This is a genomic window from Herbaspirillum frisingense, assembly GCF_047325095.1.
Classification (GTDB): domain Bacteria; phylum Pseudomonadota; class Gammaproteobacteria; order Burkholderiales; family Burkholderiaceae_D; genus Herbaspirillum; species Herbaspirillum frisingense.
This window is the reverse complement of the sequence record NZ_CP168558.1, coordinates 229192-249501: the sequence shown is the minus strand read 5'-3', so window position 1 is coordinate 249501 and position 20310 is coordinate 229192. Positions and strand designations below refer to the sequence as shown.

Annotated in this window: 17 protein-coding genes; 6 read left to right on the top strand and 11 right to left on the bottom strand. The window is 65.3% G+C overall.

The window, feature by feature from the left end; genetic code table 11:
* Positions 1-252: 252 nt before the first annotated feature.
* The gene (locus ACEOAC_RS01160) at positions 253-1257 is read left to right on the top strand and encodes a MarR family winged helix-turn-helix transcriptional regulator (protein ID WP_413628644.1); all 1005 of its coding nucleotides are present in this window, start codon (positions 253-255) and stop codon (positions 1255-1257) included.
* A gap of 222 nt (positions 1258-1479) precedes the next feature.
* The gene (locus ACEOAC_RS01155; RefSeq protein ID WP_413628643.1) at positions 1480-1806 is read left to right on the top strand and encodes a YXWGXW repeat-containing protein; all 327 of its coding nucleotides are present in this window, start codon (positions 1480-1482) and stop codon (positions 1804-1806) included.
* On the opposite strand, the gene mnmC is transcribed toward ACEOAC_RS01155, so the two are convergent.
* Positions 1781-3703, bottom strand: a complete 1923-nt coding sequence (gene mnmC / locus ACEOAC_RS01150) for an FAD-dependent 5-carboxymethylaminomethyl-2-thiouridine(34) oxidoreductase MnmC (RefSeq protein ID WP_413628642.1) — start codon at positions 3701-3703, stop codon at positions 1781-1783. The genes ACEOAC_RS01155 and mnmC overlap by 26 nt on opposite strands.
* A 136-nt stretch (positions 3704-3839) precedes the next feature.
* On the opposite strand from mnmC, the gene ACEOAC_RS01145 reads away from it, so the two are divergent.
* Positions 3840-4565, top strand: coding sequence for a GntR family transcriptional regulator (locus ACEOAC_RS01145; RefSeq protein ID WP_241813655.1), 726 nt, complete (start codon positions 3840-3842; stop codon positions 4563-4565).
* A 48-nt stretch (positions 4566-4613) separates the two neighbouring features.
* A complete protein-coding gene (locus ACEOAC_RS01140; RefSeq protein WP_006463410.1) occupies positions 4614-5549 on the top strand; it encodes an AEC family transporter in 936 nt (311 codons plus the stop codon).
* A gap of 39 nt (positions 5550-5588) precedes the next feature.
* On the opposite strand, the gene ACEOAC_RS01135 is transcribed toward ACEOAC_RS01140, so the two are convergent.
* From ACEOAC_RS01135 to ACEOAC_RS01105, 7 genes are all read right to left on the bottom strand, one after another.
* Positions 5589-8429, bottom strand: a complete 2841-nt coding sequence (locus ACEOAC_RS01135) for an EAL domain-containing protein (RefSeq protein WP_413628641.1) — start codon at positions 8427-8429, stop codon at positions 5589-5591.
* Between the two features lie 173 nt (positions 8430-8602).
* Complete coding sequence (locus ACEOAC_RS01130; RefSeq protein WP_413443421.1) at positions 8603-9814, bottom strand: CobW family GTP-binding protein; 1212 nt, start codon at positions 9812-9814, stop codon at positions 8603-8605.
* A 147-nt stretch (positions 9815-9961) separates the two neighbouring features.
* Entirely contained in the window at positions 9962-10654 is a 693-nt protein-coding gene (ribA, locus tag ACEOAC_RS01125) for a GTP cyclohydrolase II (RefSeq protein ID WP_241813658.1), read from the bottom strand.
* A 147-nt stretch (positions 10655-10801) separates the two neighbouring features.
* The gene (locus tag ACEOAC_RS01120; RefSeq protein ID WP_413443420.1) at positions 10802-11551 is read right to left on the bottom strand and encodes a Fic family protein; all 750 of its coding nucleotides are present in this window, start codon (positions 11549-11551) and stop codon (positions 10802-10804) included.
* Between the two features lie 26 nt (positions 11552-11577).
* Positions 11578-12576, bottom strand: a complete 999-nt coding sequence (lipA, locus tag ACEOAC_RS01115; protein WP_006463414.1) for a lipoyl synthase — start codon at positions 12574-12576, stop codon at positions 11578-11580.
* A gap of 40 nt (positions 12577-12616) precedes the next feature.
* The gene (gene lipB, locus ACEOAC_RS01110; RefSeq protein ID WP_413443419.1) at positions 12617-13318 is read right to left on the bottom strand and encodes a lipoyl(octanoyl) transferase LipB; all 702 of its coding nucleotides are present in this window, start codon (positions 13316-13318) and stop codon (positions 12617-12619) included.
* 35 nt (positions 13319-13353) lie between these two features.
* On the bottom strand, positions 13354-13743 hold the full coding sequence (locus tag ACEOAC_RS01105) for a DUF2917 domain-containing protein (RefSeq protein ID WP_077238605.1): 390 nt from the start codon (positions 13741-13743) through the stop codon (positions 13354-13356).
* Positions 13744-13929: 186 nt separating this feature from the next.
* On the opposite strand from ACEOAC_RS01105, the gene gcvA reads away from it, so the two are divergent.
* Positions 13930-14898 carry a transcriptional regulator GcvA gene (gene gcvA / locus ACEOAC_RS01100; RefSeq protein ID WP_006463417.1) on the top strand — a complete coding sequence of 323 codons (969 nt, stop codon included), beginning with the start codon at positions 13930-13932 and terminating at the stop codon, positions 14896-14898.
* 64 nt (positions 14899-14962) lie between these two features.
* Here gcvA and ACEOAC_RS01095 read toward each other — a convergent pair whose 3' ends face one another.
* From ACEOAC_RS01095 to ACEOAC_RS01085, 3 genes are all read right to left on the bottom strand, one after another.
* A complete protein-coding gene (locus ACEOAC_RS01095) occupies positions 14963-15244 on the bottom strand; it encodes a DUF493 family protein (protein ID WP_039875317.1) in 282 nt (93 codons plus the stop codon).
* 186 nt (positions 15245-15430) lie between these two features.
* Positions 15431-16279: a D-amino acid aminotransferase gene (locus ACEOAC_RS01090; RefSeq protein ID WP_413443418.1), complete on the bottom strand. Its 849-nt coding sequence runs from the start codon at positions 16277-16279 to the stop codon at positions 15431-15433.
* A 126-nt stretch (positions 16280-16405) separates the two neighbouring features.
* Positions 16406-18211, bottom strand: coding sequence for an ABC transporter ATP-binding protein/permease (locus tag ACEOAC_RS01085; protein WP_413443417.1), 1806 nt, complete (start codon positions 18209-18211; stop codon positions 16406-16408).
* A 338-nt stretch (positions 18212-18549) separates the two neighbouring features.
* Between ACEOAC_RS01085 and ACEOAC_RS01080 the strand changes: the two genes are divergently transcribed.
* A complete protein-coding gene (locus tag ACEOAC_RS01080) occupies positions 18550-20271 on the top strand; it encodes a methyl-accepting chemotaxis protein (protein WP_413443416.1) in 1722 nt (573 codons plus the stop codon).
* Positions 20272-20310: the final 39 nt, after the last annotated feature.

Sequence of the window (20310 nt, the reverse complement as noted above, 5' to 3'; positions counted from 1 at the left end):
GGAGACTTTCAACAAGGCTGGGGATGCAGGAGGTGGCGCGCCACGGCGGCCGGTAGGGTCACGGCGGGCGGGCTGCGCGAAAGGCGACATTCTACTCCAGCAGGCTGGCCGACCCCAACCCGACGCCGCCCGACGCCAGTTGCGCGCGCGAGACAGCCTGGCGAGCGGCCCGCAAAACTGGTTGCACTACGCAATCATCTGGCCGTACATTGATTGCATATCGCAACCATATGATTGAACCGGGAGAACACCATGGACTACGACGGCCTGCAGCTACCGTCACGGGAACACACCATCCGCCAGTTGCGGGAGCTATCCCGCAAGCTGGTGCGCGAGCTGGGCTTCATGCGCAGCACGCTGGCCGGCAGCGACATGGCGCCCTCGGCGGTGCACGCCATCATCGAGATCGGGCTCAATCCCGGCATCCAGGCGCGCGACCTGGGCGAGCTGCTGTACCTGGACAAGTCCAACACCAGCCGCCAGTTGGCCAAGCTGGAAGCCCTGGGCCTGGTGCGCCGTACGCCACTGGAAGCTGACGGGAGGGCCTTCAGCCTGGCGCTGACCGAGGCCGGGCAGGCCCTGCGCAAGAAGATCGACAAGTTCGCCACCGACCAGGTCTCGGCGGCGCTGCGGCGGATCGTGCCGGAAGACCAGCAGGGCCTGCTGCGGGCACTGGCGCTGTATTCGCAGGCCCTGTCGCGTGAAAACCCGAATGCCGCAGCCTCGCAAGAGAAGCAGCCGATACCGTTGTGCCTCGGCTACCAGCCCGGCTGCATCGGCGACATCGCCAGCCTGCATGCGCGCTATTACGCCGAGGCGGCCGGTTTCGGCGTGTTCTTCGAGCACAAGGTGGGTAGCGAACTGGGTGCCTTCGCCCAGCTGCTGCCGGCCGCCGGCAAGCAACTCTGGACGCATGTGGAGCAGGGACGCACCCTGGCGTCGATCGTCATCGATGGTGATCCCGCCAGCGGAGTAGCCCACCTGCGCTGGTTCATCGTCGATGACAGCCTGCGCGGCGCCGGGGGGGGCGGGCGCCTGCTGGAGGAGGCGATGGCCTTTGTCGATGCGCATGGATTCGCATGCTATCTGTGGACTTTCCAGGGGCTGGATGCGGCGCGCCACCTGTATCTGGCGGCAGGCTTCACGCTGGCCGAGGAGTCGCCCGGGGAGCAATGGGGCAGCCGGGTGGTGGAGCAGCGCTATGTGCGGGCAGCGCGTGGCAAGGTGACTGAAGTGACTGAACCGGCCCGGCGCTGATCGAGCCGGTATCGCAAAGTATCAATCTGCCCGGAGTTGTTACCGCAGCCGGATGCAGTGCTGCGCCCGCCCCGATGCCGGCGCGGCGCACACCCGCACCAGGAAACAACTGGAAACACAACATTACAGTCTTAAAGAAGAGCGGCTCCTACAGTGGCTTCACGGCGCGACCACAGCGACGCGCTGCATCCACCGCCATGCTGTCCATTACAGGAGTCCATGATGAAAACCACAACAAGTCGCATCGCCTTCGCCCTTGTCACCACCCTCTCCGCCCTGGCCGCCGCCCCCGCCGCCCAAGCGCAGGTGGTGGGCGTGGATGTGCGCATCGGCACGCCACCACCGGCCCCGCGCTATGAAGTCGCCCCGCCGCCCCGCCACGGCTATGCCTGGGCACCGGGCTACTGGGCCTGGAACGGTCACCGCCACGTCTGGGTGGGTGGCCACTGGGAACGCGTGCGTCGCGGTTATGCGCGCTATGAGCCGGCCCACTGGCAACAAGGCCCGGGCGGCGGCTGGCATTTCATTCCGGGTCACTGGGCGCGTTGATCGCGTCGAACGCATCGGCTGACAAGCCCGCGAAACGAGCCGGGTCCAGCGCCGCCACCAGATCACGCGGCAGCGGCAAGGGCTCGCGCTCGATCATCGACGCCAGCAGTTCCGCCATCAGCGGTGCCCAGATCAGGCCCCGCGACGCATAGCCCAGCAAACCGTAGAGCCCCGGATCCTGCCCCGGCAGTGCTCCCACCAGCGGCAGCCGGTCGGGCGCGATGCAGCGCTGACCGACCCGCCCGCCCAGGTCGGGATCGGTGGCATCCGGCAGCCCCGGCTGCCCATGGTGCTGGTCGATCTGCGGCAGCATGTGACGCAGACGGTTGAGATTGTCCGCATGGCTGTCGACCCGCAGGGCGGGATCGTCGAAGCGGTCGTAGCTGGCGCCCATGCAGACTTGCCCGGCGTAGGGCCGGGTCAGGTAGCCGTCACCGCACAGGGCGTACGGCAGGTCGGGAAATCCTTGCGCTGGTAGATGCGTGACCTGGCCGCGCACCGCGTTCAGTGGCAGGTCGGCCGCCTGGGCCAGCGCCCTGGCCTGTGCACCGGCAGCCAGGATCACCACCGGCGCCTGGGCGATCACGCTGCCGTCTGCGGCCTGCGCCTGCCACTGCCCGTTCTCGTCCTTGCGCTGCAGGCGCGCCACGGCGCGACCGAAGTGGGTGGCAAGCTGTCCGTGTGAACCGGCCTGCGCCAGCAGGCGGCGGCAGACCGAGGGCGGATGCAACCAGCCTGCTTCCGGAAAGAAATAGCCCCCGCCCATGGTCGGCATGCCCAGCGCAGCAGCCGTGTCGGCAGCCGACATCCAGCGTGCATAACGGGCGGGGTACTGCCATTGCTGCGCCCCCTGTTCGAAGGACCAGGCCTGCTTGGCATCGCGCCCGAACTGCAGGATGCCGCAGCATTCACCGGTGATGGCCGCGCCCTCCTCCAAGCCCACGCCCCCCAGTGCCTGCCAGCGTTGCGCTGCGAACAGGAAGGCCGCACGCGTCAGGCGCGCCAGCGGACTGTCGTCGCGTGCCAACGCGGGCATGAAGAGACCGCCGTGATTGCCGGAAGCACGCGTGGCCACGTCCGGCCCGGCATCCACCAGATCGATGCGCCAGCCACGTGCGGCCAGACGTTCGGCGATGGCCGTGCCGGCCAGGCCGGCGCCGATCACCAGTGCATGGCGGGGCTGGCGCGGGTGACGCTGCAACGGTGTATCGCTGGTGGCCACATGCGAAGCCGGGCGCGCCCACATCGGCGCGTAGCGCAAGGTCAATACGTCGTCACCAAGCGGGCCACGTGGGTGAACGGAAAAGCCGACCTGGCGCATTGCCGCCGTCAGGGCCACCGCTGCCGCTTCGTCAATGTCCCGCACCATGGCCTGGGCGCCGGTCCAGGCCAGGCGCGCCAGCCGTTTGCAAGCATGCGCATGCCAGGGCGGAGCAGCGGCGTCGAAGCGCTGCGGATCGGCATGCAGGTAGAACAGATCGACTGGCGCCTCCAGCCGCGCCAGCTCTTCTTCCAGTGCGCCCCAGATCAGCGTCAGCACCACCCTGCCTTCGTCCAGCAGCAGCCGGTGCGTGCCTGGCAGCGGCAAGGGCCAGGCTTCGCGCAAGGCCTGTGCATAAGTCAAATCTGAATGGAGGGCGTCCGCCGTCGGCGGGTGCGGCAGGATGGCGATGTAATGGAGGCGTTGCACTGGCCCCTGCGCCCGCTGTCGCGCGAAGGCATGCCAGGTGGCGAAAAAGGCATGGCCCAGACCGAAATGCAGGTCCAGCACCACGGCCGTGGACTGCTCGCTCAGGCAGTCAGGGATCGCCACCGGGCCGGGCGCAGCTTGCGCGGCGTCGGCACGCCAGGCGGCCAGCAATTCCGGGGAGGCAGGTTGGAGGGGGCAGGCAGGCATTATCGGTACATCCAGGGGCGGGATCGATCAAGGCCGCCATTCTACGCCGCCCGCCTGCGCAGACCTTGCGCCTTGACAAAGCCCACCGCTCTCCATAATCTGCATACAGAACACAGAAAAAGCGAACCTACACGCAATGCTCAAGATTGCCGCCCCCGCCCAGCTCATCGAACAGGTCTACCACGCCATCCTGGATGCCATCTGCACCGGTGCCATCGCGCCCAATAGCAAGATCACGCAGGAAGGCCTGGCCGAACAGCTGGGCGTGTCGCGCCAGCCCATCCTGCAGGCATTTCAGATCTTGCGACGTGAGGGCTTCATCACCGATGCCGGTCGCAAGGGAGTGATGGTGACGGCCCTGGACCCGCAGCGGCTGCTGCAGCTCTACCAGGTGCGTGCGGTCCTGGACGGCCTGGCCGCACGCGACTGTGCCGCGCACTGCAAGCAGGATGCGGCCCGTCGCGCCGCCACGGCCAGCGAGGGCCTCTCCCTGATCGCAGCGGCCCGCGCCCTGCCGGACATGGACGACCTGTCGGCGCGCATCCGGGCCGACATGGATTTCCACCAGTTCCTCTATCGCAGCAGCGGCAATCCCGTCATCGCCGAGACCACCGCCCTGCACTGGCAGCACATCCGCCGCGCCATGGGTGCCATCCTGGCCGGAGATGTGCGCTCGCACCAGATGGTGTGGGACGAGCATGAGGCGATCCTGCAAGCCGTGCTGGAGGGCAAGCCGGCGCTGGCCGACAAGCTGGCGCGCGAGCATGCCGAAGGCGCGGCCGAACACCTGGCGCGGGCGCTGGATGGCGCACAACAAACTGAACAAAGAGAACAGACAGGCCAGGCCGGCCGACAGGCCTGACCGCTTCACCCTCCCCTTCATTCGCTCGCAGCACGGCTGCGCCCAGCCATGCTTGCCATCTTCAATATCGTCTTTCCGATCTTTTCACTGATCTTCCTGGGCTGGATCTGCCGTCGCCGCAACATCCTGTCGGCCGGCGCGGCCAGCGAGCTGAACCGCTTCGTGATCTGGCTGGCACTGCCGGCCCTGCTGTTCGATTCCATGTCGCGACTGACAGCGGCCGACTTCGCCAACCTGCGCTTCATCGGCGTCTTTGCGGCGGGCGTGGCACTGGTGTTCCTGCTGACCGCATGGTTGCGCCTGCGGCAGAAGGCGGCGGCGGCCGACGTCATCATCGACAGCCTGGGCAGTTCCTACGCCAATGTCGGTTTCATCGGGATTCCCCTGTGCTACCTGGCCTTCGGCCGCGATGGCCTGCCGCCCTCGGTGATCGCGATGATGATGACGGCCTGCCTGCTCTTCGCGGTGGCCATCGTGTTGCTGGAGACCTGCCTGCATGCCCAGGCCGGGCTGGGGCAGACGGTGCTCAAGGTGGGGCGCTCGCTGCTGCGCAATCCCATCATGATCGCGCCGGTGGCCGGGATTGCGGTGGCCCTGAGCGGGGCCACCATCCCCAGCGGCGTGCAGCAGTTGTTCAAGATTCTGGGGGGAGCGGCCAGCCCCTGTGCACTGGTGTCGCTGGGGCTGTTCCTGGCGCAGCCGGTACAGCGTGGCGAGGGCGCACCGGTGTGGCTGCTGGTGGCCTTCAAGCTGCTGCTGCAACCGGCGGTGACGGCCGTGCTGGCCTACTGGATCTTGCCCCTGCCCCGGGTGTGGGCAGACAGTGCGGTCTTGCTGGCGGCCATGCCGATCGGCACCGGGCCGTTCATGCTGGCCGAGCTGTATCAGCGGGAAGTGACGGCCATGTCGCGCGCCATCCTGATCTCCACCACGCTCTCGCTGCCGACCATCGCCGTGATCCTGGCCTGGATCGCACACCACTGAAGGTGATACGCAGTAGCGGCCACGACAGCGCCGGCGCGCTTACAGCATGACCCGTTCCTCGCGCAGGATCTGCTCGAACTTGTCGGCCGGCACCGGCGGGCTGAACAGGTAACCCTGGATCTCGTCGCAACCGTAGTGGCGCAGGTAATCCAGCTGTTCGTCGGTTTCCACGCCTTCGGCGATCACGCGCAGCTTCAGGTGGCGTGCCAGCGAAATGATGGATGCGGTGATGGCGGCATCGTCGGCGTCGATGGTGATGTCGCGCACGAAGGAGCGGTCGATCTTGAGTACGTCGATGGGGAAGCGTTTCAGGTAGGCCAGCGAGGAATAGCCGGTGCCGAAGTCGTCGATGGACAGGCGCACGCCGAGCTTCTTCAACCCCGCCAGGATGCCGATGGCGTGCTCGACATCGGTCATCATCAGGCTCTCGGTCAGTTCCAGTTCCAGCGAGACCGGCGGCAGGCCGGTGTCTTCCAGCACGTCGGCGATGGAGGAGACCAGGTCCTTCTGCAGGAACTGGCCCACCGAGAGGTTGACCGAGACGCTGATGTCCTCATGCCCCTTCAACTGCCACTGGCGGCACTGCACGCAGGCGGTACGCAGGACCCAGGCGCCGATAGGCAGGATCAGGCCGGTCTCCTCGGCCAGGCCGATGAAGCGTGCCGGCGAGACCATGCCCAGTTGCGGATGCTGCCAGCGGATCAATGCCTCGCTGCCAATCACGCGGCCACTGGCCAGGTCCACCTTGGGCTGGTAATGCAGCAGGAATTCGCCGTGGTCCAGCGCATTGCGCAGGTCGCCTTCGATGCGCAGGCGTTCCAGCGCCTGCTCGTTCATCGCCGGGGTGTAGAACTGGAAATTGTTGCGACCGGTCTGCTTGCCGCGATACATGGCGATGTCGGCGTGCTTGATCAGGGTCTCGCCATCGGTGCCGTCGTTGGGATAGCAGGCCACGCCGATGCTGCAGGTCATGAAGAGGGTATGCCCGCCCAGCGTCACCGGTGCTGCCACCGCATCCATGATGCGTTGCAGGCTGCGTGTATCCAGTGACAGCTCATCCTGCTCGGGCAGGATCATGATGAATTCGTCACCCCCCAGGCGCGCCACGGTATCGGCTTCGCGCACCGCCGCGCGCAGTCGCCCGGCCACCGTGCGCAGCAGGGTGTCGCCGGCCTTGTGGCCCAGCGTGTCGTTGACGAACTTGAAGCGGTCCAGGTCGACGAACACCACCCACAGGGCCTGCTTCTGTCGCTCGGCCACGCCGATGGCCTGTTCCAGATGGTGCCGCAGCATGTGGCGGTTGATCAGGCCGGTGAGCGTATCGCGGCTGGCCTGGAATTCCAGTTCGGCTTCATAGCGCTTCATCGAGGTGATGTCGTAGAGCGCCGCCACGAAGTGGGTGACCTCGCCGCTCTCGTCGCGCACCGGGGCAATGTAGAAGTCGTTCCACAGCTCCGAACCGTCCTTGTGATAGTTGCGCAGGACCACGTTGTGCTCGCGCTGCTCGCGCATGGCGATCCAGACGGTCTCGAAACCTTCGGGATCGCTGTCGCGTCCCTCCAGGAAGCGGATGCTCTTGCCCACCGCCTCGGCGCTGCTGTAGCCGGTGATGCGGGCAAACGCCGGGTTGACGTATTCGATGGTGTAGTCGGGCTGTTGGGCCGACAGGATCAGGATGGCATTGGCACTGGCCTCGATGGCCTGATGGCGCAGGCGCAATGCGCGCTCGGCCAGCCGGCGCGCCTTGATGTCGTCCGACAGCAGGGCATTGGTGGTGCGCAGCTCGGCGGTCTTGTCTTCCACCAGTTGCTGCACCCGGTGCGAGCGCATCGACAGAGCGCGCATGTAGGCCGCGCCCAGCAGCGAGGCGATCACCCCCACCAGCAGGATCAGCAGCGAACCGTAATGGTCGGCGAAGACCGAGCGCGGGGGGATGCTGATCTCCATGTGCCAGGTCTGGCCGGCGATGTCGAAACGGGTGACGGTGCTGGAAGGATGGCGAAACAGGGTACCGGGCTTGAGCAACTGGTCCAGCCAGTGCGTCTCCCGCGGTGCGCTGTCATGGCGATACACCAGGTTGCCCGGCTCGGCCTGGGGGCCAACATAGATGCGCAGGCCGATCTCGTGATCCGAGGTCAGGCCGGCACCGTCGAGGATCTTTTGCACCAGGCCATTGAGTTCCAGCACCGCCGTGGTATCGCCCACCAGCAGGGCGCGCCGCGCCGCGTGGTCGGTGGGCTGCACGCCGCCCCGGTAGACCGGCTGGATCACCAGCAGGCCGCGCTCGTCCGGGCCGGACTGGGCCAGCTGGAGCGGCAGCGTCGAGGCCGGCCGGCCGCTGACCACGGCGGCGTCCAGGGCATGCCGGATGGCGGCGTTGCCGGAAACGTCCAAGCCCAGCGCGGCTTCATTGCCGGCGATAGGTTCGACATAATCCACCACCAGATAGGAAGCCTGTTGCGGCGCGCTTTGCAGACGACCATCCTGCAGGGTGGTGATTTCGAATCCCGGCTTGGCCCCCTGGCGCAGGGCCTCGAAGACCGGCCGGTCTTCGTCGGACACGAAACGCTGCACGCTGAAGGCGCGCACATAGGGATAACGTTCCAGCAGCGGACGGGTGAAGCTCTCGAACTGCTCGCGGCTGGGGTCGCCCACGGTGGCATAGAAGTGGTTCACCACCGACTGCACCTGGACCGCCTCTTCCAGCCCGCGCTGGATGGTAAAGGCGCGCAGACCGGCCCGGCGCTCGAAGTCCAGGTTGACGGCATCCTCTTCCAGGTGGCTGGTGGCGACGAAGACCGTCACGGTGGCGCACAAACCCAGCATCAGCGTGAGCGATGCCGACAACGTTGCCCCCAGCTTGTTGATCACACGCTGCATAAACGAATCGTTATATCTCTAGTGAGCCCGATCATAATCCGGACTATCCCTCGTTATCGGCCGTAGCGGATTTATTTTTAATCGGCACACTCCCGGCGGGCGCTGATCCCATCGCCGGGTCGTTTTCATGTTTCCCCGCGGGAACATGCGGCCGCCTGCGCGGCCGGTCCTGCTCAATAGGCGGCCGGTGCCGCATTGCGCTTCTGCTGCGCCTCGCGCGCCTCCCGCTCGATCTGCTGGGCCTGCATGAAAGCGTCGAAGGAGCGCTCGATGGTGGCGCGCTCGACGTCGCGGGTGATGAAGACGATGCGGCTGCGGCGATCCTCGGAAGGCCACTGCGGCAAGGTGGCAGTCGGATGGAAGATGTGCTGCACGCCATGGATCACGGTCGGCAGTTCCTCGCCCTTGAGGTTGAGGATGCCCTTGATGCGCAGGATGTTGGGCCCCTTGAAGCCCACCAGCAAGCTCAGCCATTCATCGAAGAGCACCGGATCGATGGGTTCGTCGAAGGTAAAGCAGAAGGCACGGATATGGTCGTCGTGACGGTTCACGTCGTGGGCGTGATCATGCTCGTGCTCATGCTCGTGATGCGCGTGTGCATGCGCGTGGCCGTGATCATCATGTTCATGGTCATGATGACCGTGGTGATGGTGGTCATGCCCGTGATGGTGGTGCTGGGCCGCTTTCTCGGCGAAGGCTTCCTCGTTGAGCCAGCGCGCCACGTCGGGCATCTTCTCGCCCGGCTTGAACAGGCCCGCATCCAGCAACTCGCCGGCCGCGATCTGGCCCACCTGCGGCTGCAACTGGCGCGCACCGGGGTTCAGCGTACGCAGGCGCGCCTGCAGGGCCGACAGCGTGGCAGCGTCGGCCAGGTCAGTCTTGGTCAGCAGCAGGCGGTCGGCGACCGCCGCCTGTTGCACGGCTTCCGGATGATTGTCCAGGGTCGACATGCCATTGACCGCATCGACCGTGACGATCACGCCATCGAGACGATAGCGCTCCGAAATGAAGGGGTCCGTCATCAGCGTGTGCAGGATGGGCGTGGGCGAGGCCAGGCCGGTGGTCTCGATGACCACCCGGTTGAACTTGCGCTGGCCGCCTTCGGCGAAGCGCCAGGTGATGTCCTTGAGCGTCTTCTTGAGATCGCCACGGATGGTGCAGCACAGGCAGCCGCTGCTCATCTCGACGATGGTTTCTTCCTGGCTGTGCGCCACCAGCAGATGATCCAGCCCGATCTCGCCGAACTCGTTGATGATGACCAGCGTGTCCTTCATTTCCGGCTGGGTGATCAGGTGATTCAACAGCGTGGTCTTGCCGCTGCCCAGGAAGCCGGTGAGCAGGGAAACGGGAATCGGCGCAGCGCCGGCGGGTACGGATGGGTTCATGTTGTAAAGACGGGATGAGAATGGACAGTCCAGTCACCATGCTAACCGATGCGTCAAGGGGGCAGGCCGGAACGGGCAAAAAAAAAGACGGACCGTATCGGCCCGTCTGGTGTTGTGCGATTCCCTCGCGCAGCTTACCCGTGCAGTTCACTCATTGTCGTGCGCATCCAGCGGCACCTTCTCCGGCTGCGGCTGGGCCTCGCCCTTGCCCAGGCCCGGCAGCAGGTGCCCCAGCTTGCGCGCCTTGGTCCCCAGGTAGCCGATGTTGAAGGGATTGTGGTTGGCGATCAGGGCAATGCGCTCGGCCACGGTGATGCCGCTCTCTTCCAGTGCCTTCACCTTGCGCGGATTGTTGGTCATCAGGCGCAGGCTGGTGATCTTCAGGTGGGCCAGCATGGGCAAGACGATGGTGTAGCGCCGCATGTCCGCCGGGAAGCCCAGGCGTTCATTGGCTTCCACGGTATCGGCGCCCTGGTCCTGCAGGTGGTAGGCGCGGATCTTGTTCAACAGGCCGATGCCACGGCCTTCCTGGCGCAGGTAGAACAGCACGCCCCGGCCTTCCTTGGCGATCTTCTTCAGGGCGGCCTCCAGCTGGGCGCCGCAGTCGCAGCGCTGGGAGAACAAGGCGTCGCCGGTGAGGCACTCGGAATGCACGCGGCCCAGCACCGGTGCGCCGTTGCCGACATCGCCCAGGGTCAGGGCCAGATGTTCCTTGCCGGAAACTTCATCGTAGAAGGCGTGCAGCTCGAAGGTGGCCCAGGGCATGGGCAACTTGCACGAACTGACGAAGACCAGTTTTTCTTCCGGCACGGCGGCGGCCGGGGCGATGGATGAGGACATGACAACCTGCTTTCGAATCGAATGCTCAGAACCGCGTATCTTACCTTGCGGCCGGGTTTCTTTCAGCGCCCCGCCTGCGGCGGTGAAGGCAATTGTCCAATTCGTGCAGGGAATTTGAACAGGCTGCGGCAAACCGGCCAGGTCCGGCTAGCCGGGCGCGGGAAGCAGATCGAGATACAGGCTCAACGAGCGCTGCACGCTCTCGGCGACCAGCGCGGTGATGTCATCATGATCACCACTGACGCAGGCCTCATCGAGGGCATCGTAATAGGCCAGGCGGTCTTCCTTGCGGATCACGGCCGGCGGGTAGCCAGCCTTCATCAGTTCCAGGTTCAGCAGCAATCGGCCGGTACGACCGTTGCCATCCACAAAGGGATGGATCTTCACGAAGCGCGTATGCAGCTGCGCCGCCCGCTCGACCGCATGCAGCTCGCCTGCCTGACGATACCAGTCCAGCAGCGCCGCCATTTCATCGTTGAGGTGCAGGAAATCTGGCGGCGTGGTGCTGGCACCGGCGATCACCACGTTTTCACGGCGGTAGCGGCCGGCCTCATCGGCATCGATACCCTTCAGGACCAGGCTATGGAGGTCCTTGATATGCGACTCGCTCAAGGCTTCCTTGCCGGCGACGATCTGTTCCACCAGCAGGATGGCATCGCGGTGATTGATGGCCTCGAAGTGTTCGCGCAGGGACTTGCCGCCGACGGTGATGCCTTCCAGCACCACCTTGGTCTCGCGCAGGGTCAGCGTATTGCCTTCGATGGCGTTGGAGTGATAGGTCCACTCCAGCATCAATTTGTCGCGCAGGGAGGCGACCGTGTGAGGGGGTAATGGCCGGGCGGCGTCCAGCCTCGCCCGGTCGGCATCGATGCGGTCGAACCTGACTGGGCACGGCATCTGGCTGCCTCGGCTCGGCCTCGGGCTTACACCAGCCCGTGCGCCTGCTGGTCGGCGTGGTAGCTGGAACGCACCATGGCGCCCACGGCGGCGTGCACGAAGCCCATCTTGTAGGCCTCTTCCTCGTACATCTTGAAGGTGTCGGGGTGCACGTAGCGGCGTACCGGCAGGTGGTCGCCGCTGGGCATGAGGTACTGGCCGATGGTGAGCATGTCGACGTTGTGGGCGCGCATGTCGCGCATGACCTGCAGCACTTCCTCGTCGGTCTCGCCCAGGCCGACCATGATGCCGGACTTGGTCGGCACTTCCGGATGCAGGTCCTTGAAGCGCTTCAACAGGCTCAGCGAATATTCGTAGTCGGAACCGGGGCGGGCTTCCTTGTACAGGCGCGGCGCGGTTTCCAGGTTGTGGTTCATCACGTCCGGCGGGGCCATCTTGAGGATTTCCAGGGCGCGGTCCATGCGGCCACGGAAGTCCGGGGTCAGGATCTCGATGCGGGTCTCGGGCGACAATTCGCGTACACGCTGGATGCAGGCCGCGAAGTGGGCGGCACCGCCGTCGCGCAGGTCGTCGCGGTCCACGCTGGTGATGACCACGTAGGACAGGCGCAGCTGGGCGATGGTCTTGGCCAGGTTTTCCGGCTCGTTGGGGTCCAGCGGGTCGGGGCGACCGTGGCCGACGTCGCAGAACGGGCAGCGGCGGGTGCACTTGTCACCCATGATCATGAAGGTCGCAGTGCCCTTGCCGAAGCATTCGCCGATGTTGGGGCAGGAGGCTTCCTCGCAGACCGTCACCAGGTTGTTGGCGCGCAGGATGTCCTTGATCTCGTAGAAGCGCGTGGTCGGCGAGCCGGCCTTGACGCGAATCCAGTCCGGCTTCTTCAGCTTTTCGGCGGCCACCACCTTGATGGGAATCCAGGCCGTCTTGCCGGCGCCCTTCTGCTTGTCCAGCGGGTTCACGCGGGCCGCACCGGCGGCATTGGCATTGGAGGAGGAATCTGCTGCGGGAGTGATTTCGGTCGTCATGTCGGTCGTTCCGGCCCCGGGCGCGCTCAGCGCGTGAGGCTCAAGCCATGCCCGCGAAGCGGGCGATCAGTTGGTCGGCAAGCAAGTCCTGGACATCGGCCAGGCAGGCCTGTCCGGCCCCCAGGGTCTGCATGTCCACGGTGGCCAGGCCTTCGTAGCCACAGGGGTTGATCCAGGAAAACGGCGCCAGGTCCATGGCCACGTTGAGCGATACCCCGTGGTAGGTGCAGCCGTTGCCCCGTATCTTCAAGCCCAGCGCGGCCACCTTGGCGCCCTGCCAGGGGCCGTCGGCGGCGTAGATGCCGGGCGCCCCTTCCTTGCGTACACCGGCGAGATTATACGCCGCCAGCGTGGCGATCACCGCCTCTTCGATGTTGTGCACGAATTCCCGGGCGAACAGGCGCGCCCCGCTGCGATTGCGGCGCAGGTCCATCAAGAGGTAGATGACCACCTGTCCGGGACCGTGGTAGGTGACCTCGCCTCCCCGGTCGGTCTGTACCACCGGGATGTCGTGCGGATTCAACACATGGGCGCGGTCGGCGCCCAGGCCCAGGGTATAGACGGGGGGATGTTCGACGATCCAGAGCTGGTCGGGGCTGTCGGCGGTACGCGCATCGGTGTAGGCGCGCATGGCGGCGAAGCTGGTCTCGTAGGACTCGACGCCGCGCCGTACGATCTCTGGACGGCGGGCCGTGGCGGCGGGCGTGGTGCTGGCGCTGGCGGGGGGTAGTGCGGTTTGCATGCCCGCCAGTGTAGCGAAATTCGGACAGGGCCGTGTCAGAACCAGCGGATCAGTCCGTGCGGCAACAACTTGCTGATACTGCTGATACGCACCGTGTCGTCACCCTCAGCCACCGGCAGCAGCGGCGCCTGGGGAGCGATGCCAGCACCGGCACCGGACAGCCAGCTGCGCCAGCCCGCGACGCGCAGGGGCGACACCGTGAATTCGGCCGCTCCGTGCACCGCTTCGAGGATGGCCAGCCCGCGTCCGTGGTAGTCGAAGCAACGTCCGGCCGTGAGCCAGATGTCCTGCCGGCAGCCGGCAATGGTCAGCCACACCAGGCCGCTGGTGACGCGGATGCGCACCCCACCGCGCAGGCGGCGGGTCTGCGTCTGTCCTTCCAGAAGCCGTTCCGGAATCGTCTGATCTGCGAATGAAATTGCCATGGCGGGTACTCCCTTGCGAAAATCCAGACAAGCCGCGTCCCTGCCGCACTGCCCTATCGGGTGCGGCTTTCAGAGGGAAAATGCTGGAGTGATGGTGAATGAGTCACCATTGTAGGAAAACCCTGCAGCACAACAAAACGATATATATTGCGTTTCTTTGCGAATGGAATTCACAAGGAGCCCACCATGGCCGATCTCAGGAAACTGCCCAACCTGGCCGCCCTGCGCGCCTTCGACGCGGCTGCCCGCCACGAATGCTTCTCGCGCGCGGCCGAGGAGGTGCATGTCACCCCCGGCGCCATCAGCCACCAGGTGCGCGCGCTGGAAGAAGACCTGGGCCTGCAGCTCTTCAAACGCCACGGCAAGCGCATCGCCATCACCGAGACCGGCCAGCGTTTCGCCGCCACCATCCGCAAGTCGCTCGGCGAAATCGCCCAGGCCGCCGAACACCTGCGCAGCCTGAACCGCCAGCAGCGCCTGGTGATCTCGGCCACGCCCTCGTTTGCCTCGCGCTGGCTGGCGCCGCGCCTGTGGAAATTCATCGATGCCCATCCGGAAATCGAGGTGGTGCTGCAATCGGGCAGCCATCTGGCCGACCTGCGTCTGGACGGGGTGGATGTGGGCATCCGCTTCGGTCGCGGACAGTACAGCGGCGTGGTCACCGAAAAGCTCAGCGACGATTACTACTACCCGGTGGCCGCGCCCGGCTATCGCGGCGACGGTGGCCGTAGCCGCAAGCTCACGCGCCCGGCTGACCTGGCCCATTGCACCCTGTTGCGCATGGATACCCGCGAGTCCTGGCAACCCTGGCTGACCCTGGCCGGGCTGGATCTGCCGGAACCCAGCGGCACGCTGGTGGTGGAAGACTCCTCACTGACCCTGCGCCATGCCGTCGAGGGCAAGGGCGTGGCGCTGTCGCGACACACCATTGCCTGGCAGGAAATCGCCAGTGGCACGCTGGTACGCCTGTTCGACGTGGCCCAGTTGTGCGAGGAGGCGCATTACCTGGTGCACCTGCCGGAAGGACTGGAAAAGCCCGGCGTGGTGGCCTTCCGCCAATGGATCTTCGAGGAGATGCAACGCTTCCAGGCCATCCCCGGCTGGCCGGGCGATGTGCCGAAAACGCCAGCCCGCAAAAAAGCGAAAAGTCCATGAAAAAACCGGCGCATCCCGAAGGACTGCGCCGGTCTTTGCCGACCTTGCGACACCGTGATCCGGATCAGAGCACGAACTTGACCATCTCGTGCGTGGACAGCGCGCGATAGATGTTGTCGAGCTGGGTGCGGCTGGTCGCACGCACGGTCAGCGTCAGCGACAGGTACTTGCCCTGGGTGGACGGCCGCATCTCGACCTTGCCCGCATGAAACTCGGGATCGTGCTCGATGACCATGGCGACGATGGTTTCGGCGAAATCGTCATGGGTGATCCCGACCACCTTGATGGGGAAGTCGCTGGGATATTCGATCAGGGATTCTTCAGGGGAAATAGTGGGCATAGTCATGGCAAACCGCCTTGGCGTTGTCCGCTTCGGCGCTCCTGGTTTCAATGCTCCCAGATGGGGATGAACCGGCGCGCTTCAAGCGGAGGGTCAGGTGAATACGGGTGGGGGATGCCTGCATTCTACGCCATGCCGGCGACCCGACGTGCAGAAAACGTCAGGGTCGCCGTTACCACATTGCCGGCACGCTTACAGACGGGCCTTGGCTGCCTGGTAGGCCGCATAGACCTTGCCGAACACCGGACCCGGACGCCCGCTGCCCACCGGCTGGCCGTCCAGCTTGACCACCGGCAGCACTTCCTTGCTCGCCGAGGAAATGATGAGCTCGTCAGCGGCCAGCACTTCTTCGCGGGTGATGCGGCGCGACTGCAGCACGATGCCCTCTTCGGCGCACAGCTCTTCCATCAGGCCATAGCGGATGCCTTCCAGGATCAGGTTGTCCTTGGGCGGCGCCGATATCTGGCCATCCTTGACCACCCACACATTGGAGGACGACGCCTCCGACAGGAAACCGTCACGGAACTGGATCGCCTCGGTCACCTGGTTTTCGGCGGCGAACTGCGCGGCCAGCACATTGCCCAGCAGCGAGGTCGACTTGATCTGGCAATTGAGCCAGCGGCGATCTTCCATGGTCACGCAGGCCACGCCCTGCTCGATGGCCGAAGCCGGTGGCAGTGCCATGGGGTTGGTCATGATCAGGACCGTCGGTACCACTTCCTTGGGGAAGGCGTGGGCGCGCTTGGCCACACCCCGGGTGACCTGCAGGTAGATCATCTGGTCGTCCAGACCGTTGGCCTGCACGACCTGGTCGATCAGGGTGTTCCAGCCGGCCTCGTCATGCGGATTGGGAATACCGATGCTGTCCAGGCTGCGGAACAGGCGCGCCAGGTGCTGGCGACCACGGAAGGCCTTGCGGCGATACATGGGGATCACCTCGTAGATGCCATCGCCGAAGATGAAACCGCGATCCAGCACCGGGACGCGGGCTTCGGACAGCGGCGTGAGTTCGCCATTGAGATAGACGATGGGATCGTTCATGGTGGGCTTTCCAGTAATCGTGGGTGAGCGGGTGGATGCGGCGAACCGTGCCGCGATGAATCCATTCTGTCACGCCCTCTCTGCCGAGCTTATGCAAAAACGGTATGGTCGCGCCAACCGGTGAGGTCACGACGCGATGGGCTGCATCTGTACCCGATGCCCCGCGCCCTCACCCTCGCCCGCTGCCGCCGGCACGAACTTCCAGCGCACATCGTGGAAGCGCGCCAGCGTCTCGCGGTGCGCGATGCTGATCACGGTCACGCCCGGCAGCTCGCGCGGCAAGGCGGCATAGAGCGCCTCTTCGGTCTCGCCATCCATGGCGCTGCTGGCTTCATCCAGGAACACGATGCGCGGACGATTCAGAAACACCCGCACGAAGGCCAGCCGTTGCTGCTCACCCGGCGACAGTGCCTGGCTCCAGTTGGCCGCCACATCCATCCGGTCGGCCAGGTGTGACAGGCGGCACAGGGCCAGGTAACGGGTGATGAGGGCATCGTCGAAACTGCCTTCGGCCGCCGGATAGGAGAGCGCGGCCCGCAGGCTGCCGATGGGCAGGTAGCTGCGCTGGGGCAGGAACATCACCGGCGCATCCTGCGGCAGGCCGACCTGGCCATGACCATAGGGCCAGACATCGGCCATGGCGCGGATCAGCGTGGACTTGCCACACCCCGAGGGGCCGCTGATGAGCACGTGCTCGCCCGACTCCACCCGGGCATCGAGGCTGCGCATCATCGGCGCACCATCCGGGAAGGACAGCTGCAAACCCGACACCGTCACCGCACTGCCCGCATGCGGCGTGACCTCGATGGTGCGCGCCATGCCGGCCGCACGCTCCACATCGGCATGGAAGCCCGCCAGCCGGTTGATACTGGCCTTCCAGCTGGCCAGCGTGGTGAAGGCATTGATGAACCATGACAGCGCATCCTGCACCTGGCCGAAGGCATCGCTGATCTGCATCAGCACACCCAGCGAAATGGCGCCCGAGAAGTAGCGCGGCGCCGATACCAGCATGGGGAAGATCACGGCGAACTGGCCATAGAAATTGACGGCCACATTGAGCTTCTTGGTCAGCCGCATGATGTCCCACCAGTTGCGGCGGATATCGTCCAGGCGTGCCGTGAGCTGCGTGCGTTCCTGCGCCTCGCCGCGATACAGGGCCACCGCCTCGGCATGCTCGCGCACGCGGATCAGACCGAAACGGAAGTTGGCCTCGAAGCGCTCCTGGTTGAAGCTCAGTCCCACCAGCGGACGACCGATCCACCACACCAGCCCGGACCCGACGGCGGCATAGGCGATGACGAACCAGACCATGTAACCGGGAATGACCCAGCTGTGACCACCGGCCGAAAAACTCAGCGGGCCACTGACCGACCACAGGATATGGATGAAGGAAAACAGGGTGACGCTGCTGGAGATGAATCCGAGCACCAGCGACAGCGTATCGGAGGTCAGCGCATGCAGGTCCTCGGCAATGCGCTGGTCGGGGTTGTCCGAGAGCCGCCCCTCCTGCCCCTGCTCGATGCGGTAATAGGCGCGATGCGCCAGCCACTGGTCGAGATAGCGGGTGCTCATCCAGTAGCGCCAGCGGATCTGCAGCGCCTGCTTCAGGTAGACGCTGTAGATGGCGATGGCCACGAACACGAAGGCCAGTCCCGAGAACTGCCACAGCAGCGATTTGAACTGCGGATAGTCGCGCGATTGCAGCACGTTGTACATGTCGCGGTTCCACGAGTTCAGGCGCACGTTGATGTAGACCATGCCCAGGTTCAGGGCAATGATGGACAGCAGCAGCGCCCAGGCCTTCCACTTTTCTTCGGACACCCAGAACGGCCGGATGAGCCGCCATATCTGGGCGCGGGTGGCACGGTTGGCGAGATGGCCGGGATCGGCCGGTGGCGTGGAAGCGACTGCAGGGGACGGGTGTTCGGTCATGTCGTGGTCCTGGCGGTTGTTTTGCTGCCCAGCTTGCCGCAGAAGACTTAACGCAGGCTTAAGCACCCTCTCCCCGCCCATCCCGTGGGACTGCGCAGAGGCTATCGCTTCCATCGGAAGATTCAATCCAGGGCCATGGCGATTGCCGCTAGACTGCCCTCTTGGCACCATGTTGCCGGTCATCAACGCCATGTCCGAAGGTGGACTAATACCATCGTCTGGTAGGCGCCTGCGGGCTGACCCGCAATAATCGGCAGCATCGGCAACATCGGCAACATCGGCAGCATCGGTCACAAGTCACTGTCGCGTCACCAGTCCATCATTCCAGGGAGCCTGTCATGCATCCACTTACCCCCAAGCGTCGCTCACTGAGCGTCGCCGCCCAATTGTCGCTGAGCTTTGCGCTGGTACTGGCGATGATGCTGGTGCTGACCGTGGTCAGCATTACCAAGGTCAATGCCATCGAAGGCAGCCTGGCGCGGGTCAGCGAAGACAACAACGTCAAGCAGCGCTACGCCATCAACTTCCGCGGCAGCGTGCATGACCGCGCCATCGCCCTGCGCGACCTGACCCTGGTGGGCGATGCCGAGGTCAAGGACGTGACGGCCCAGATCGACAAGCTCGACGCCGATTATCAGCAGTCGGCCAAGCCGCTCGATGCGGTCTTCGCCAGCATGAGCGTGCGCCCCGACGAGCGCGCCAGCCTGGAACGCATCAAGGCCATGGAAGCCCGCGCCATGCCGCTGGCCGCCAAGGCCATCGCGGCACGCAAGGCGGGTGACATCGAGGCCGCGCGCCAGTTGATGCTGGGCCAGGTCAAGCCGGCCTTTGTCGAATGGCTGGCCGCGATCAACCAGTTCATCGACCTGGAAGAAGGCATGAGCCAGGCGGAATCAGCCAAGGCCCGCAGCACCGCACGCGGCTTCCAGGCCTTCATGCTGATCCTGCTCAGCGCCGCGCTGGTGGCCGGCGTGGTGCTGGCCACGCTGATCACCCGCTCCATCCGTGGCGCACTGGGCGCCGAGCCGGACGAGGTCAAGCAAGTGGCGCTGGCCGTGGACCGTGGCGAGCTGTACCACGAGGTGACGCTGCGCCATGCCGGCAATGCGCGTCGCCAGAGCATCATGGAAGCCCTGGCCGAAATGAGCGGCAACCTGCGCAACACCGTCAGCGAAGTGCGCGATGCCGCCGCTGGCGTCGCCACCATCAGCGCCCAGATCGCCGCCGGCAACAGCGACCTCTCGGCCCGCACCGAAGACCAGGCCGCCTCGCTGGAAGAAACCGCCTCGGCCATGGAGCAACTGACCGCGACCGTCAAGCAGAACGACGGCCATGCCCGCGAAGCCAACCAACTGGCACGCAATGCCTCCGACATCGCCAAGCAGGGTGGCGCCATCGTCGAAGAGGTGGTCGATACCATGGCCGCCATCAACACCTCGTCGCGCAAGATCGTGGACATCATCGGGGTGATTGACGGCATCGCCTTCCAGACCAACATCCTGGCCTTGAATGCCGCAGTGGAAGCGGCCCGTGCCGGTGAACAGGGACGCGGTTTCGCCGTGGTCGCCACCGAGGTGCGCAGCCTGGCGCAACGCAGCGCGGCGGCCGCCAAGGAAGTCAAGCAACTGATCGACGCCTCGGTCAACAACGTCGAAGCCGGGACCCGCCTGGTGGAACGTGCCGGCGAGACCATGGAACAGATTGTGACCAGCGTGCAGCAGGTGACCGATGTGATGGGCGAGATTTCCACCGCCAGCCATGAGCAGAGCGTGGGCATCGAGGAAGTCAACAAGGCGATTGCCCTGATGGATCAGGTGACCCAGCACAATGCCGCGCTGGTGGAACAGGCCAGCGCCGCCGTGGCCACGCTGCAGGAGCAGGCGGTGAACCTGAACCAGGCGGTGGGCGTATTCCAGCTGGAAGCACCGGACGCGATGGTGCCGGCACCGGTGGCGGGGGTGTCCACGGCAAGGACAGCGCAAACCGCACCGCTGTTGCGTACCGTACAGGTCCCGCTGCAAGTGGCACCGGCACTGCCGATGGAAAAACTGGCGGCCTGATGCTCAAGTGAAGTGATCTGGTGATCAGGTGGCCTCGGT

What these genes read in the sequence shown, in the direction of transcription:
- ACEOAC_RS01160 (WP_413628644.1), top strand. Translation starts at nt 253, where the DNA reads ATGGACTACGACGGCCTGCAGCTACCGTCACGGGAACACACCATCCGC.
- ACEOAC_RS01155 (WP_413628643.1), top strand. Translation starts at nt 1,480, where the DNA reads ATGAAAACCACAACAAGTCGCATCGCCTTCGCCCTTGTCACCACCCTC.
- mnmC (WP_413628642.1), bottom strand. Translation starts at nt 3,703, where the DNA reads ATGCCTGCCTGCCCCCTCCAACCTGCCTCCCCGGAATTGCTGGCCGCC.
- ACEOAC_RS01145 (WP_241813655.1), top strand. Translation starts at nt 3,840, where the DNA reads ATGCTCAAGATTGCCGCCCCCGCCCAGCTCATCGAACAGGTCTACCAC.
- ACEOAC_RS01140 (WP_006463410.1), top strand. Translation starts at nt 4,614, where the DNA reads ATGCTTGCCATCTTCAATATCGTCTTTCCGATCTTTTCACTGATCTTC.
- ACEOAC_RS01135 (WP_413628641.1), bottom strand. Translation starts at nt 8,429, where the DNA reads ATGCAGCGTGTGATCAACAAGCTGGGGGCAACGTTGTCGGCATCGCTC.
- ACEOAC_RS01130 (WP_413443421.1), bottom strand. Translation starts at nt 9,814, where the DNA reads ATGAACCCATCCGTACCCGCCGGCGCTGCGCCGATTCCCGTTTCCCTG.
- ribA (WP_241813658.1), bottom strand. Translation starts at nt 10,654, where the DNA reads ATGTCCTCATCCATCGCCCCGGCCGCCGCCGTGCCGGAAGAAAAACTG.
- ACEOAC_RS01120 (WP_413443420.1), bottom strand. Translation starts at nt 11,551, where the DNA reads ATGCCGTGCCCAGTCAGGTTCGACCGCATCGATGCCGACCGGGCGAGG.
- lipA (WP_006463414.1), bottom strand. Translation starts at nt 12,576, where the DNA reads ATGACGACCGAAATCACTCCCGCAGCAGATTCCTCCTCCAATGCCAAT.
- lipB (WP_413443419.1), bottom strand. Translation starts at nt 13,318, where the DNA reads ATGCAAACCGCACTACCCCCCGCCAGCGCCAGCACCACGCCCGCCGCC.
- ACEOAC_RS01105 (WP_077238605.1), bottom strand. Translation starts at nt 13,743, where the DNA reads ATGGCAATTTCATTCGCAGATCAGACGATTCCGGAACGGCTTCTGGAA.
- gcvA (WP_006463417.1), top strand. Translation starts at nt 13,930, where the DNA reads ATGGCCGATCTCAGGAAACTGCCCAACCTGGCCGCCCTGCGCGCCTTC.
- ACEOAC_RS01095 (WP_039875317.1), bottom strand. Translation starts at nt 15,244, where the DNA reads ATGACTATGCCCACTATTTCCCCTGAAGAATCCCTGATCGAATATCCC.
- ACEOAC_RS01090 (WP_413443418.1), bottom strand. Translation starts at nt 16,279, where the DNA reads ATGAACGATCCCATCGTCTATCTCAATGGCGAACTCACGCCGCTGTCC.
- ACEOAC_RS01085 (WP_413443417.1), bottom strand. Translation starts at nt 18,211, where the DNA reads ATGACCGAACACCCGTCCCCTGCAGTCGCTTCCACGCCACCGGCCGAT.
- ACEOAC_RS01080 (WP_413443416.1), top strand. Translation starts at nt 18,550, where the DNA reads ATGCATCCACTTACCCCCAAGCGTCGCTCACTGAGCGTCGCCGCCCAA.